The following is a 13,730-nucleotide window of genomic DNA, read 5'->3' on the forward strand; positions in this document are numbered from 1 at the left end:
ACTTACTCATGACCTATGCTTTACGCCTGCTGCGGAGCTGACGCATAGACTACAAATTCCACTAACATCTCTTCTCTTGCGAGCCCTGCCACAACCATTGCTGCGCGGTTTGGGTATGGCGCTTCGAAATGCTCAGCGTAAACAGCGTTAACTGTTTTCAGGTATTCACGGTCGGTAACGTAGATCAGCACCTGAAGCACAGAGTCCATCGATGTGCCTGCGCACTCCAAGGTATGCTTCAAATTGTTAAAAGTTTGTCGCGTTTGAGCTTCAACGCCCCCTTCAACTACCGCACCCGTATCATCAATTGGGATCTGAGCAGTATAGAGAGTACCGTTGTTAACAATCGCCCACTCCAAAGGGGCTTTAGAGGCAAAAAGTTCGGTTTTTACTGGCTGTTTTTTAGTTTGTACGTTCACGTTTCAATCCAACTTTGTAACAATTTTGTTTCAAGATGGTTAAATACTGCACCTTGACGCCTGATAAATCTAACGGTAAATTTCGTGCATTTGATAAAAAAAACTTATCACCTTACGCAAAGTAAGGTGAAACAAGGGATTGAGAAGGATTCAAACGGATGAGTATTAAATTGCAGCAGCTAAAACATTTCGTTTTTGTGATAGAGGAAGGGGGATTTCGAGCCGCAGCGAACCGTGCCAACCGTTCTCAAGCCGCTCTATCGACATCAATCAAAGAGCTAGAAAAGATACTTGGTCAGCCTCTGTTTGAAACAGGCAACAAGTCAACGCTGACGCCATTTGGAGAAATATGTCTACCTAAGATCATACAATTTCTGAATGTTTACAAAGCACTAGATAATGACTTACGCGCCGCGGCGGCAGGTCAACAAGGAAGAGTAAGGATTGCCAGCGTTCCCTCCGTAGCCGCAAAATTAATCCCGAGTGTGCTGGGAGCCTTCTGTGAGCAATACCCAAATGTAGAAGTGAGTTTAATTGATGATAATGCGGCTGGCGTAGAAGCAAGACTATTGTCTGGAGAGGTTGATGTCGCGCTAGGCAACAGCTCAAGCCTCGATGAAGACACTATCGATTTTACTCCATTGATCTCAGACCCGATCGGTGTCGTCTGTTTGAAAGACAATCCAATCGCCAGTCAACCAGAAGGTATAGAGTGGCAAACCTTACTCCAACAACCCTTTATTCGTAATGGGACCTGTACCCTACTCGACCCAACGCCAGCTCGCACGCTCAGTGAACAAGCTCTCTATTCGGTAGAGAACATCACATCCCTATTTTCAGTACTCGAGCTCGGGATTGGAGTGACAACCCTGCCAAAACTGGCCTTCCCGACCAACGAAACCCGTTTAACTTGGATTCCGTTAATTGACCCGCCGTTAAAGCGTCAGATTGGTATATTCAGATTGTCAGACAGGACTATTTCACCGCAAGCACAAGCTTTTCATGACCTGTGCGTGCAGTATTTGAAGATAAACCAATAACGGTTTGCTTATTGGAAAGGTTGATGGACTGAAACGATTCGCTTAATCGCGGTTCAACCAATCGCCTGAAATAGAAATAGAGTGCTGATCGAAATCTATCTTACAATCTGAGCCTAATGGCAGCGTGAACATTGGGTGCGTATGACAACAATCAAAGCCCGACAAAATTGGCACATCTTGACCATTTAACACCTCTAACAATACGTCTAGTGGTGTGCGGCCTGTTCCTCTGTCATTAAACAGCTCATGCTTACCGAGCACAATAGCAGACACACGGTCGAAAATGCCACACGCCTTGAGTAGTGAGAAAGAGCGCTCAACTGTTTCAATTCCGAGCATGCAGTCTTCAACCAACAGGATATCGCCCTGCTTAATCTCTGGCATGTATTCGCTGCCCCAAATCGCTCCCATAGTATTCAGGTTACCACCGATAATACGCCCTTCAACAACACCAGTGCCTAGGTATTGCCATTCGTTCTGATAGACAGGTTTTGCTTTATCTTGGGTTTCCCACTCGGCGCGGAAATCTGTCCATACTGCAGGCATGGTGTAAGTATGTGTGTCGAGATCTTGGCAGAGAATTTGATGGAAGGAAGAGAAAGTCTCATCCACCAGTGGTGCAAACTCACCAAACGAAGCAACAAGCGCTGGACCATAGAAAGTTGGGATACCCGTTTGAGCATAGATCCCCATGAGAAGTGCCGTCACATCGGAATAGCCAATGATGATTTTAGGGTCGTTACGCAGAGCTTGGTAATCAATGTAAGGCAACAGCGCATTACTGTTATTACCGCCAATCGTTGACATAATACAACGCACACTAGGGTCTCGAATCAAGGCATTCAGTTCAGCCGCGCGCTCTTGAATCGACCCAGAACGATAACCGTCTGATTTACCTGTGAGCTCCCCTGCCACAAGCTCAAAGCCTTTACTCTCTAGATACTGTTTAGCTCTCGCGAAACGTTTTGGGGCAAAAACCGTTGCAGGAGACGATGGCGAGAAGAACGCAATCTTATCGCCGCGTTTTAGAGGTTTTGGTAATAACATGCCGATATCCTTATTCTTTTATTGACTAGCCAACCATTTAAGCTATTGAAATATAATCATAATTGCAACAGCTAACTCTTAATTCAATAGACGAAGTCACGTGTAAATATAAGCGGACATTGTCGAGTAATAACGTAAAAACCGCGCTACATAAACTTGAACAAAAAAACCGCAGATTTACCGCTCACATTTTGTACAATAGATATACTTCTGTACTACAATGTATATACATCAACAATACAGAAGAGAGAGATTTATATGAAACAAACACATACATTCAATCACACGGTTGAACAACCAGTATTTGGTTTACTAGAACGTATTGGTATTGTCGCATTAGTGATTGTCGCGACTCTATTTACCATGGCTTAAGCGCTGCTCGTTACCCCAAAAGACGAAGCTTTCAAAAGACTGTGCTCTCAAAAGACAGTTTTCTAAAAAGACAGCGCTCTAAAAACAGTGAAGATTGAGTAAGCTTTAATCAATCATAGTCAAAACGAAGTCGCTAGTTGACCAAATGTGGCAAAGCGTAGGTCGGATAGAAGTAACTGGTTGGTAGAACAGCTTAGATAAAGAATGAGAGGATAAGGATATTCTCGTTGAATTCGAGAACATCACCGATGTTTAAAGAATAAAATGAACGACTGAAGATGGGCTTAACAGTTAACTGCAAAATCGATACTGGCGCGACGTTACTACTGTTATCACTGTTTTGCCGTTAGTAATTATTGTTCCGAGCTTTCATCGCTGTTGGTTTGATTCTCGGCCACGAATTTCTTTATGAACTGGCGAATCTCACGCGCCGCAGACGTATCCATATCATCACACAGCGATATAAAGCTGTCTTTCAACTCGCTATTTATCCGGATGATCAATTGGCTATCTTTCGCGTTTGCTTTGTTCTTTTTGGCGGCCATTACTGCATACCTTAGATACTCAAACTTTTAATAGTTCGATTCTATGACACACAAGCCAAGAGAGCCAATGCGAATCGTATATTCGATGTATATACATGATCCGGCTCTATAATTGGTTACAAATTTAGAAGAGAAAAGCGTTTAAAAATCAACGCTAAATCACAAAAAGTGTTTTCTAACCATACATGTATCGTGACATAAAGAAGTTCACGTTCTCGATTACGGCATCATATTCGTTTTCCGTCTTCTCTACATCCCAAAACAATAATTTGTCGTAGGTTGGCATCGGAGAGACCATTTGAATGGCATTCAAGCTCACCGTGATCAGCAGGTCATAGTGCCCTGCCGTAAAATCACCATCCAATTTATCCCCCCGACCGAATGTCTGCACATTGGCACGATCGCCCACAGCAGAGGTTGGAATCGAGTAACAAATAATATCGAAATGACCATAGCACTTGATATCAAGCTGCTGCGCAGCAAACAAAGCCAGATCATTGCTCGAGTCCCCTAACACGAAAATACGCTTTCGTTTTAGAGGTGCGGTTGTGCGGCGAGTGAAAGCAGAGCCCTTAGCCCTGCTTTCCAATTTGTTGCCTCGCCCAATAGAATTACCCAAAGCGGCCACTGATATAGTCCCTAGTCAAACGGTGTTGTGGGTTATGAAACACTTCCTTGGTTTCATTCACTTCGATCAAGTCACCCAAGTGAAAGTAAGCGGTACGGTCAGAAACACGCAAAGCTTGCTGCATCGAGTGCGTGACAATCACAATACTGAATTGCTTTTTAAGATCATGAATCAACTCTTCAATCACTTCAGTCGCAATCGGGTCAAGCGCAGAACAGGGCTCATCCATCAGAATCACTTCAGGGCTAATGGCGATAGTACGTGCGATACACAAACGTTGTTGTTGCCCGCCTGAAAGCCCTGTCGCTGGATGGTCAAGACGATCTTTCACTTCGTCCCACAAACCCGCTTTGGTCAGAGACTCTTCAACCACTAAGTCCATGTCCGACTTCTTCTCTACCAAACCATGCAAACGCGGGCCGTAGATAATGTTGTCATAGATGGACTTCGGGAATGGGTTTGGTCTTTGAAACACCATCCCCACTTGCGAGCGTAGCTCAACAATTTCTTGATCTTTAGAGTAGATATCTTGGTTATCCAACGTGATGCTGCCGTTGATGACACAACCATCGACGGTATCGTTCATGCGGTTCAAACAACGCAAGAACGTCGATTTACCACAACCAGACGGACCAATCATCGATAGCACTTCGCGCTCACCAATGTCTAAGCTGACGTTTTTGATCGCTTGCTTTTCGCCATGGTCATAAAACACATCCACATGGCGAGCTGACATACGCGCTTGCTCAATGAATGGCAGACCTACTGTATCTCGTGATTCGTCAGCACGGTGATGGACAGAGTTGGTCGCTTGGGCTTCAACTTGCAGTTGGCCAGATAAAGTTTGAATATTTTCAGTCATTTGAGAACCTCTCCTACCAACGGCGTTCTAAGCGTTTACGCAGCATTACCGCGCATGAATTCATAAAGGCTAAGAAGAAAAGCAAAACCATGATTGCGCCAGAAGTATTCTCAGCGAAACCTTTCTCTGGGTTTTCAGCCCACAAGTAAATTTGTACAGGCAGTGCACTTGCTGCGTCGAATGGCCCTTGCGGAACATCAACGATGAAAGCCACCATACCAATCATAATCAGCGGCGCAGTTTCACCCAGAGCTTGCGCCATACCGATAATCGTACCTGTCAGCATCCCCGGCATCGCCAAAGGCAATACGTGATGCGTAACAGACTGCATTTTGGATGCCCCTACTCCCAATGCCGCGTCCTTAATCGAGGGCGGCACTGCTTTAATCGCGGCTCGACTTGAAATGATGATTGTAGGTAGAGTCATCAGCGATAAAACTAAACCACCGACAATTGGCGCTGAGCGAGGCAGTTCCGCTACATTCAGGAAGATCGCCAAACCAAGCAAACCGAACACGATCGATGGAACAGCCGCTAAGTTATTGATGTTAATCTCGATCAGGTCGGTGATCTTATTCTTAGGTGCGAACTCTTCTAAGTAAGTTGCGGCAGCAACGCCAATTGGGAAACTGATACAGAAACAGACCAATAAGGTGTAGAAAGATCCAACCATAGCGCCCCAAATACCAGCAAGTTCAGCATCTCGGCTGTCGCCATTGGTAAAGAAGTTCTGATTAAACACCGTTCTCACTTTGCCTTGATTATCTAACTGCTCGAACCAAGCGACTTGATTGTCTTTAAACTTGCGCGAATCTTCCGGAATCGACGCATCGACATTGCCTTTGTTGAACTGGTTGAACAGATCGCCCGTTAACGCCCAATAAGTGATCTCTGTGCCGACCAAGGATGGATTAGCAACCACCATGTCACGCAAGTCGTACTCCGCACCTCGAGAGATAAACGAGTACAGAGCTTTTCGCTCTTTGCGGCCATTGACTTCAATCTCTTCTTTAAGGGCATTACGCAGTGCTTTCATATAGTTAGCACTAAATAGCTCTGTTTCATTGGGTGATTCATTGATCAAACCAAGCGTTTCATGATCTAAGCTCACTTCAAGCTTGAGCTCCGTCGTCATGAACGCGGTATAGCCCTGAGAAGTGATCGAAGCAATCAACACAACCAAAAATAGGATTGCTGAACTGATTGATACAATGCCATACCAACGAAAACGACCTTCTTTGGATTTCCTTTTCGCTAAACTCGCCTGTACTTTGGCTTTTTTAGTCTTTGATATTTCGTTTAAGACACTAGTCATACTGTTCTCGATATTTCTTCACAATGCGTAGTGCGACAAAGTTAAGCGCCAGAGTCACAACAAACAGTGATAGACCCAAGGCAAACGCGGCCAATGTTTTCGGACTATCGAACTCTTGGTCACCTACTAATAAAGTCACGATTTGGACGGTAATCGTCGTCACCGACTCCAATGGGTTCGCGGTTAGGTTGGCAGACAAACCTGCCGCCATCACAACAATCATGGTTTCACCGATAGCACGAGACACCGCAAGCAATAAGCCCCCGACAATGCCCGGCAATGCAGCAGGCAACACCACATTTTTGATGGTTTCAGATTCGGTGGCACCTAGGCTCAGCGACCCATCACGCAGCGACTGAGGCACCGCAGTAATCACGTCGTCCGACAAAGAGGAAACGAAAGGAATGATCATGATGCCCATGATAAGGCCCGCCGCTAATGCACTTTCTGACGATGCCGAAGTTAAGCCCACAGCATGCGCGGTATCACGAATCAAAGGCGCAACAACTAAAGCGGCAAAGAAACCGTAAACCACCGTTGGAATACCCGCTAGAACTTCAAGTACTGGCTTTGCCACACTGCGAACGCGTGGAGAGGCGTATTCCGCGAGATAAATGGCGCTCATCAAACCAACCGGCGCAGCAATGCACATCGCGATGGCTGAGATCATTAAGGTGCCGACAAACAAAGGAATAAAGCCAAAGGCGCCACTTGCCCCTTGCTGATCTGCGCGCAGAGCTACTTGCGGAGACCACTCCAAACCAAAGATGAAGTCAGTCACCGGAACAATATTGAAAAAACGAATCGCTTCGAACAGCACCGAAAGAACAATACCCAAGGTCGTTAAAATCGCGATCACTGAACAGATGACTAAGAACATCTGCAGTATGTTTTCGACATAAACACGTGCTTTGACTTTTGGTCGCACTAACTTCAAGCCCACGGCCAAGCCAGCGAACGAGATGGCGATCAAGGTAGCGAAGCGAAGGTTGTTACCCGACTCAATCACATGAATGTAATTTTGAGACGCATTGTTTAACCATTCTTGGTCTGTTGTCGTGATGCCATCAGCAACGTGTTTTATTTGACTGAATAACAGTGAAGGATTCGTACCACCCGATAGCACACTGCTCGGCAGGTTTGACATCACCATTGACTCAACAATGGAAGGATAGAAAGCGCTCCAGACAGCAAAAATGAGCAACGCGGGGATAGCAGCTAAAATTGCGGCTAACGTTGCGTAGTAGGAAGGTCTGGAGTGAAGGTATCTTAATCCGCCGTTTGAATGAGCCAGCTGTTTGGAACGGTTTTTAGTTACCACATAGGCAACCGTCGAGATACCAAGCAGCAAGATCATAAGCAAAGAATTCATAGGACCTCTGAAACTAATAACGGGGTAACCTAAAAAAGGCTCCCCGTTCATTCACTATGGATTATAGGTTTGGCTTAAGCTCTGTGCCTGCAGCGCGAACCAGTTTCCAATCTCTTGCAGAAAGTGGGATAAGACCACGGTCAGCTAGGTAACCTTCGTCACCGATAGCTTGTTCAGAAGTGAACGCAGCAACGTACTCTTTAAGACCAGGAATTGTGTCTTTGTGCGCTTCTTTCACGTAGAAGTACAGAGAGCGAGATACTGGGTATTCACCAGAACCAATCGCCTCAAATGTTGGCTCAACACCATTTACGATTGATGGTTGAACCTTGTCTGCGTTTTCTTCAAGGAAAGAGTAACCAAATACGCCGACAGCATTCGGGTTTGCAGCCAGCTTCTGAACGATTAGGTTATCGTTCTCACCCGCTTCGATGTAGCCGCCGTCTTCACGTACAGAGTGACAAACTGCTTTGTATTTCTTCTTGTCAGTCTTTTTAAGTGCTTTGATTTCAGGGAAAGTCTTACACCCGCCTTCAAGTGCAAGCTCAGCAAATGCATCACGCGTACCTGACGTTGGTGGTGGACCAAGAACTTCAATCTTGATGTTTGGAAGAGCTGGGTTCACCTCTTTCCATGTTTTGTATGGGTTCTCTACTAGGTTGCCGTTTGCATCAGGCACCATTTTCGCTACGCCTTTGTAAACGTCTTGTAGAGACAGTTCAAATTGCTCAGCTTTTTTAGAGTTAGCTAAAACGATGCCGTCAAAGCCAATCTTAATTTCAACAATGTCGTTAACACCGTTTTTAGCACACAATTCAACTTCTGAAGATTTAATCTTACGAGAAGCATTGGTGATATCTGGTGTATTTTCACCGATACCCGCACAAAATAGTTTTAAACCGCCGCCTGAACCTGTTGATTCAATTTTTGGAACCGGATAAGAAGAAGTACGGCCAAATCGCTCTGCAACAACAGTCGCGAATGGGAATACAGTCGATGAACCAACAATACTGATATAGTCACGAGATGCAGCATTAGCAACACCACCTGTAGCCATTGTCAGAGCAACCGTTGTAGTAGCAATAAGCGCTTTAATTTTCACATCAACCTCCAAGTTGATAAATGAATTAATGGAGTTAAACATCTGTAATCATTAAGATGCTGAATAATCAGTTCGATTTATGTTTTGAACTGCAATAATTCAACCAAAGGCTTGTGACACATTTATTGCACAAAAATTAATCATAAGTTACACATCTATAAATCATCAAACACATTCATAAAACCAAACACACCCAACACCAACGAAAAAATAAACTATTGATTTTAAAGATAAAAACAAAATGCTCAGTAACAAAACCTAACATTTACCATTTACTTTTGACGATTAAACACCAACAAAAAGTTTGCGTAACGATAGTTCATCAGAATGATTACCTAGAAACATTTAAATAAAGAAAGCAATCTAACAAAAATAAACAACAGAATTTCGATTAAATACATTGAACAACTATATGCATTCATTAAAGGTTCATATACTCCGACTAACCTCCTGAATTTGTGAATGAATAACCTGCGAATAATAATTAAAAAATCGCCATATTATTCATACCTTCAATTTAAAGTTAAATGGAACTAACTATTGAGGTCCTAATGCATTTATCCATTATTCAACGAATTATCATTGGCTTTGGTATCGTTATAACTTTTGTTGTGGCCATTAGCGTTTTTGCTTATTTCAATCAGAGTAAAATGGCACAACAACTTGAACTCGCTTCCGTAAAAATGACTAACCTTCTAGCTCAGTCAAATCTATTAGGTCAGAACTTACAGAATGTAAATCGTGCTGTATTGGTACATGCAAATACTGACTCGGTTGCTAATCGTAATAAGTTGGAGCAAGAGTTTTATGAAGAGAAACAGAGGTATTTGAGTAACTATCAAGAGTTCGACAATCAGATAAGCCCGTTCCCTGCCCTTCAAGCTCACCTCTCTGAACTCGATACCATCGCTCAGCGTATATTCATAGGGGCAGAACAACAGATAGACGTGAAAAACGGGCGCATGAATGCCCGCCTCAAAACCTCGCAAGAACTCAATCAGTTTGATGAAAAATGGAAGTTCTTCGAACAGGACATCAGTGACCTTGCAGCGATAGCCAAATCGAACAATCAGCGTACCAATAATCGCAACCTCAACTATATCGTGGCACAAGGCACAGGTGCAGACCGTTATTTGCAGAAGATTTACGCGATGGAAGATGTGGAAGATGCCGAGGTCGTACGGCAAGAACTCGTCACCCATATCGAACGATTTAAAGACAAGGCAAAGCGCGTGCCTCAATCAATGCCAGAAAGTAAAGACAGCATCACCTTCTACCTAGATCAGCTTAAACGCGCGATAGAGCAACCCGAGGGTGTGTTACAGCAACACTTAACTTACATTCAATTGACCGCTACCAGCGACCAGTTACTTGGGCAACTCGCGGTCGATATGGACGAGGCTATAAACAGCTTTGAGATGATGGGCAACGACATTGGTATCTTGGTGAGCCAAACCGCCGATGAAGCACAAGCCGATTCGGACAAAGCCCTGCTCTTGAACGCTTCGCTGGCCGCGATCTCAACGGTCATCGCTCTTGCGCTCTCTTCAACCATCGTATTTTCAATCAAGCGACCACTGAGAAAGATAGTCGAAGCACTCGATAAGATGACATCTGGTGACCTCACCCATCGTATTGAGACTGGCTTTCAATCCGAGCTTGGTGCAATTGCTATGAATATCAATGCCCTCGGTACTCAATTAAGCGACGTTATTACTCAAGTGCAACAATCCGCCGATACGCTAAGTGATGTTGCTAACGAGAGTCATATTCTAAGTAACAAAACCAACATTGATGTCGCCAAACAGCAAAAGCAGACCGATTCAATTCGTCAGTCAGTGACGGAGATGAAGCTTGCTATCGATACCGTAGCGAGTTCAGCCAAAGAAACCAGTGACGAAGTTGATAAAATCACCGTATTGGCGCACAACAATATGGATAGCATGCAGCAGAACTTAGTCTTCGTTAACCAACTACAAAGCTCACTGGTTGAAGCAACCGACGTAATCCACCAGCTTTCTAACGAGTCTCGACAAATAGGCGATATATTAACTGTGATCCAGTCTATATCAGAGCAGACGAACTTGTTGGCATTGAACGCTGCCATTGAAGCCGCCCGTGCCGGTGAGCAAGGTCGAGGCTTTGCCGTGGTCGCAGATGAAGTACGCTCGTTGGCGACTCGAACACAGAGCTCTGCCAATGATATAGATGGCATGATCAGTAATCTGCAGTCTCAAGCAGAGCGAGCGGTAACTCTCGTTGAAAATAACCTAGAGAAAGCCGCAGCCTCGGTCAATCAAACCAATGTTAGCAATCAGTCGTTAAACTCTATGGTTAAGAGGCTCTCTACCATTAATGATATGAGTCGCCACATTGCAGAAGATTCGATTAAGCAGAGCGCCGTGGCACAAGAAGTGATGAACAACATCGCTTACATATCCAAGAAAGCGGTCAGTATTGCAGAAGAGGTGAATGAGTCAGCGCGCAATAGTGAGTCACTCAATGCCCTATCAAGTCGTCAAAGTGAACTGATTTCGCACTTTGTGATTCGTTAAGTTAGGGAACATCTTCTCTCCGAACACCCTAGAAACATAAAAAGCGGGCTTTTATTATAAAGTCCGCTTTTTGTTTCAATTGCATCAAGTATGACAGCACGAATCTCGGCAAACCTGTCAACGAAACGCAGTCATAGCTTCACAAATCTGTCATACCCCGCCTGTAAATTACCCATCGAACTTCACTTAGCCCTTGATTAGAGTAGATATGTCACAGGCAAAACACCCTTTAGATAGTCAAATCATTGTCTTGCTTCAACAGCGCGGCATGATCAAAAGCGAAGCGAAATCGCAGCTCAAGAAACAGGTTTATAAGTTGCAGGCTTCGGAAGTGAATCAAATCAACAACTATTCCAATCACTTTGGTTTAAATGCGAAACAGAAGTTGATTGATGAGATCTTAGATATTCGACGCGAAGCGATGATTTCAAGCCTCACGTCTGCAGAGCGTAGGATTTAGTTTAAACGAAGACTGAAGTGTTAGGTCTCGTCGAAACTAGTACAAGTTAGAACGGTCTCGTTAGAAAAAGTCGATCGAGTTACGACCACTTTTCTCATCACGTTGTGGTTTTGGCTTGTCTGCCTTATTTGCCGCAGCTTTACCCTTGTTCGCTTTGGCTTTATTACCAGCAGTCTGGTTCTTTTGTTTACGCGGCTCAGCGGAAGCGCTCAAGTTGTGGCCTGAGTTTTGATTTTGACTTGCCGTCTTACCTTTTGATTTGCCGCCACGCTTAGATTTAGTCTGCTGTTTAGGCTCTTCTTTTTTCTTTGGTTTCTCAACCACTTCTTGAACAGGTTGGTCACAACAAACCACGTAGTACTCTTGGTTGAACTCAAAGAAGTCACCATCGTACATCTTGCGACGCTTACGAGTCTCTAGCTCACCATTTACCGCAACGTAACCCTCAGAGATCACATGCTTAGCTTCACCGCCACCACCAACTAGGTTAGCGATCTTAAAGACTTTATACAGCTCGATAGGTTGTGATGAGACGTCAACGCCAATCGCTTCAATCTCAATCTCTTCGCCTTCTTCGCCATACTGATCCACTTCTTCGTAATCAGCGCCTTCGTAGTATTCTTGGTCCATGATGAACTTACCTAAAACTTGTTCTTTATCGTATGCAGCGCAGTGTAATGGCAAACCAACAAAATAACCATCTTCTATTTACCCTTCAACGCGAGGGAAAGAGAGCGCAAAGCAGGCACCATCAAGGTAACTTTCACCTACCGTTACATGCGCCTGATGACGTTCACACACCTGTTTTACTATCGCAAGACCCAACCCATGCCCGGTCTTACCTTTGTTCCTTGCAGCATTCGCGCTATAAAAAGGATCAAACAGGAATGGCCAATGCTCAGATTCGACGCCTTTGCCATCATCATGCACTTCAACCACCACTTCACCATCGTTGTACCACAATTCAATCACAATCTTTGAATCAGCGAATTTAAAGGCATTACGGACGATGTTATCTACCGCACGATTAAACAGCTTAAGATCGACGTGCAAAGGTACGGATTCTTTAAGAGGCACCTTGACGAGATCAAGCGTGGTCTCTTTCTCCCATATAGCGCAGCGCTCATCCAGCCAGTTATTCATATCGACAGGCTGCAACTGCAGCTCAGAGCCACCACGCTCCAGTCGCGAGTAGTAAAGCAGCTCATCGACCATGTCTTCCATCTCTTCGGTGTCAGCGAGAATACGTGCGATCGCTTTCGACTGCTTATCCGTAGGATCTAAATCACTCAGTAGCTCAGCTTGCCACTGAATGCGGAAGATTGGTGTTCTCAATTCATGGGCAACTGCATTGGTCAGTGATTTGTTACTGTTGATCAAATCGCGAATCTTATCCGCCATCACATTAAAACTTCGGTTAAGCGTTCCAAGCTTAATACTGTTTTTCTCAGAGGCACGCTGCATCAGTTCGCCGTTAGAAAACGCAACAGTAACCAGCTCTAAATTCTTCAAGCGACGTTTGATTCGCCAAACTAAGAACAGGCCGCTAAAGGCGAAGCCAGTGATGGCAAATACCCAAATGAATCGGTTCTCTGTCTTTATCTGTTTCCTTAATTCCGACTCTTTATTATCCGATAATTCGTACACACTTTGACTCCCAGGCAACCGCAACCAAAGAAAGTCTTCTTCATGGTAATACACGTTTATATCTGAGTTACTAAACGCTTTCTGAACCAATTTGGGTGCGGCTTCAAACGCCACAATACGAAGATTTTGGCGCGTTTTATCTGCATAGTTCGCCAAAATGGTTTCGGTTTCAGTAATGCCCTTCTCAGCCGCAATGGTGCTAATCAGCTCTTGGTAAGCTTCTGCTTGATGGTCTCGCAGGATGTACTCGTAGTCGGTACCCAACTTAAAAACGACAAAAGCATAGGAATAGATACTGATGAGGAAGATGACCGTTAGGCCCACCAAGTATTCAAAATAGATTCTTCTCATTGAGAAAAGTTGCCT

General features: G+C 44.5%; 13 protein-coding genes. 3 read left to right on the forward strand and 10 right to left on the reverse strand.

What is annotated here, in order from left to right; all coding sequences use genetic code 11:
• Positions 1-20: 20 nt before the first annotated feature.
• Complete coding sequence (locus KI655_RS12995; protein ID WP_285405568.1) at positions 21-419, reverse strand: RidA family protein; 399 nt, start codon at positions 417-419, stop codon at positions 21-23.
• Between the two features lie 158 nt (positions 420-577).
• On the opposite strand from KI655_RS12995, the gene KI655_RS13000 reads away from it, so the two are divergent.
• Positions 578-1,459 carry a LysR family transcriptional regulator gene (locus tag KI655_RS13000; protein ID WP_285405570.1) on the forward strand — a complete coding sequence of 294 codons (882 nt, stop codon included), beginning with the start codon at positions 578-580 and terminating at the stop codon, positions 1,457-1,459.
• Positions 1,460-1,501: 42 nt separating this feature from the next.
• Here KI655_RS13000 and KI655_RS13005 read toward each other — a convergent pair whose 3' ends face one another.
• The 7 genes from KI655_RS13005 to KI655_RS13035 form a co-directional block, all read right to left on the reverse strand.
• Positions 1,502-2,506 (reverse strand): S66 peptidase family protein, encoded by a 1,005-nt coding sequence (locus tag KI655_RS13005; protein ID WP_285405572.1) that lies wholly within the window; start codon positions 2,504-2,506, stop codon positions 1,502-1,504.
• Positions 2,507-3,231: 725 nt separating this feature from the next.
• Complete coding sequence (locus tag KI655_RS13010; RefSeq protein ID WP_285405574.1) at positions 3,232-3,423, reverse strand: hypothetical protein; 192 nt, start codon at positions 3,421-3,423, stop codon at positions 3,232-3,234.
• Positions 3,424-3,598: 175 nt separating this feature from the next.
• Positions 3,599-4,012 (reverse strand): hypothetical protein, encoded by a 414-nt coding sequence (locus tag KI655_RS13015; RefSeq protein ID WP_285405576.1) that lies wholly within the window; start codon positions 4,010-4,012, stop codon positions 3,599-3,601.
• A gap of 22 nt (positions 4,013-4,034) precedes the next feature.
• Positions 4,035-4,802 (reverse strand): phosphate ABC transporter ATP-binding protein PstB, encoded by a 768-nt coding sequence (gene pstB / locus KI655_RS13020; RefSeq protein WP_373417267.1) that lies wholly within the window; start codon positions 4,800-4,802, stop codon positions 4,035-4,037.
• A 124-nt stretch (positions 4,803-4,926) separates the two neighbouring features.
• Positions 4,927-6,228 (reverse strand): phosphate ABC transporter permease PstA, encoded by a 1,302-nt coding sequence (gene pstA, locus KI655_RS13025; RefSeq protein WP_285405579.1) that lies wholly within the window; start codon positions 6,226-6,228, stop codon positions 4,927-4,929.
• On the reverse strand, positions 6,221-7,600 hold the full coding sequence (gene pstC, locus KI655_RS13030) for a phosphate ABC transporter permease subunit PstC (RefSeq protein WP_285405581.1): 1,380 nt from the start codon (positions 7,598-7,600) through the stop codon (positions 6,221-6,223). Before pstC ends, pstA begins: the two co-directional genes overlap by 8 nt.
• A 61-nt stretch (positions 7,601-7,661) precedes the next feature.
• Positions 7,662-8,702, reverse strand: a complete 1,041-nt coding sequence (locus KI655_RS13035) for a PstS family phosphate ABC transporter substrate-binding protein (RefSeq protein WP_285405583.1) — start codon at positions 8,700-8,702, stop codon at positions 7,662-7,664.
• Between the two features lie 650 nt (positions 8,703-9,352).
• Between KI655_RS13035 and KI655_RS13040 the strand changes: the two genes are divergently transcribed.
• Both KI655_RS13040 and KI655_RS13045 read left to right on the forward strand, forming a co-directional pair.
• On the forward strand, positions 9,353-11,257 hold the full coding sequence (locus KI655_RS13040) for a methyl-accepting chemotaxis protein (RefSeq protein WP_285405585.1): 1,905 nt from the start codon (positions 9,353-9,355) through the stop codon (positions 11,255-11,257).
• Positions 11,258-11,465: 208 nt separating this feature from the next.
• Positions 11,466-11,717, forward strand: a complete 252-nt coding sequence (locus KI655_RS13045; protein ID WP_285405586.1) for a hypothetical protein — start codon at positions 11,466-11,468, stop codon at positions 11,715-11,717.
• 60 nt (positions 11,718-11,777) lie between these two features.
• On the opposite strand, the gene KI655_RS13050 is transcribed toward KI655_RS13045, so the two are convergent.
• Both KI655_RS13050 and KI655_RS13055 read right to left on the reverse strand, forming a co-directional pair.
• Positions 11,778-12,347: an RNA-binding S4 domain-containing protein gene (locus tag KI655_RS13050; protein WP_285405588.1), complete on the reverse strand. Its 570-nt coding sequence runs from the start codon at positions 12,345-12,347 to the stop codon at positions 11,778-11,780.
• Positions 12,348-12,425: 78 nt separating this feature from the next.
• A complete protein-coding gene (locus tag KI655_RS13055; protein ID WP_285405590.1) occupies positions 12,426-13,715 on the reverse strand; it encodes an ATP-binding protein in 1,290 nt (429 codons plus the stop codon).
• Positions 13,716-13,730: the final 15 nt, after the last annotated feature.

The organism is Vibrio sp. D404a (genome assembly GCF_030248535.1).
In the GTDB taxonomy this organism is placed as follows: domain Bacteria; phylum Pseudomonadota; class Gammaproteobacteria; order Enterobacterales; family Vibrionaceae; genus Vibrio.

What these genes read in the sequence shown, in the direction of transcription:
- KI655_RS13050 (WP_285405588.1), bottom strand. Translation starts at nt 12,347, where the DNA reads ATGGACCAAGAATACTACGAAGGCGCTGATTACGAAGAAGTGGATCAG.
- KI655_RS13055 (WP_285405590.1), bottom strand. Translation starts at nt 13,715, where the DNA reads ATGAGAAGAATCTATTTTGAATACTTGGTGGGCCTAACGGTCATCTTC.
- KI655_RS13005 (WP_285405572.1), bottom strand. Translation starts at nt 2,506, where the DNA reads ATGTTATTACCAAAACCTCTAAAACGCGGCGATAAGATTGCGTTCTTC.
- KI655_RS13010 (WP_285405574.1), bottom strand. Translation starts at nt 3,423, where the DNA reads ATGGCCGCCAAAAAGAACAAAGCAAACGCGAAAGATAGCCAATTGATC.
- KI655_RS13045 (WP_285405586.1), top strand. Translation starts at nt 11,466, where the DNA reads ATGTCACAGGCAAAACACCCTTTAGATAGTCAAATCATTGTCTTGCTT.
- pstC (WP_285405581.1), bottom strand. Translation starts at nt 7,600, where the DNA reads ATGAATTCTTTGCTTATGATCTTGCTGCTTGGTATCTCGACGGTTGCC.
- KI655_RS13040 (WP_285405585.1), top strand. Translation starts at nt 9,353, where the DNA reads ATGGCACAACAACTTGAACTCGCTTCCGTAAAAATGACTAACCTTCTA.
- KI655_RS13000 (WP_285405570.1), top strand. Translation starts at nt 578, where the DNA reads ATGAGTATTAAATTGCAGCAGCTAAAACATTTCGTTTTTGTGATAGAG.
- pstA (WP_285405579.1), bottom strand. Translation starts at nt 6,228, where the DNA reads ATGACTAGTGTCTTAAACGAAATATCAAAGACTAAAAAAGCCAAAGTA.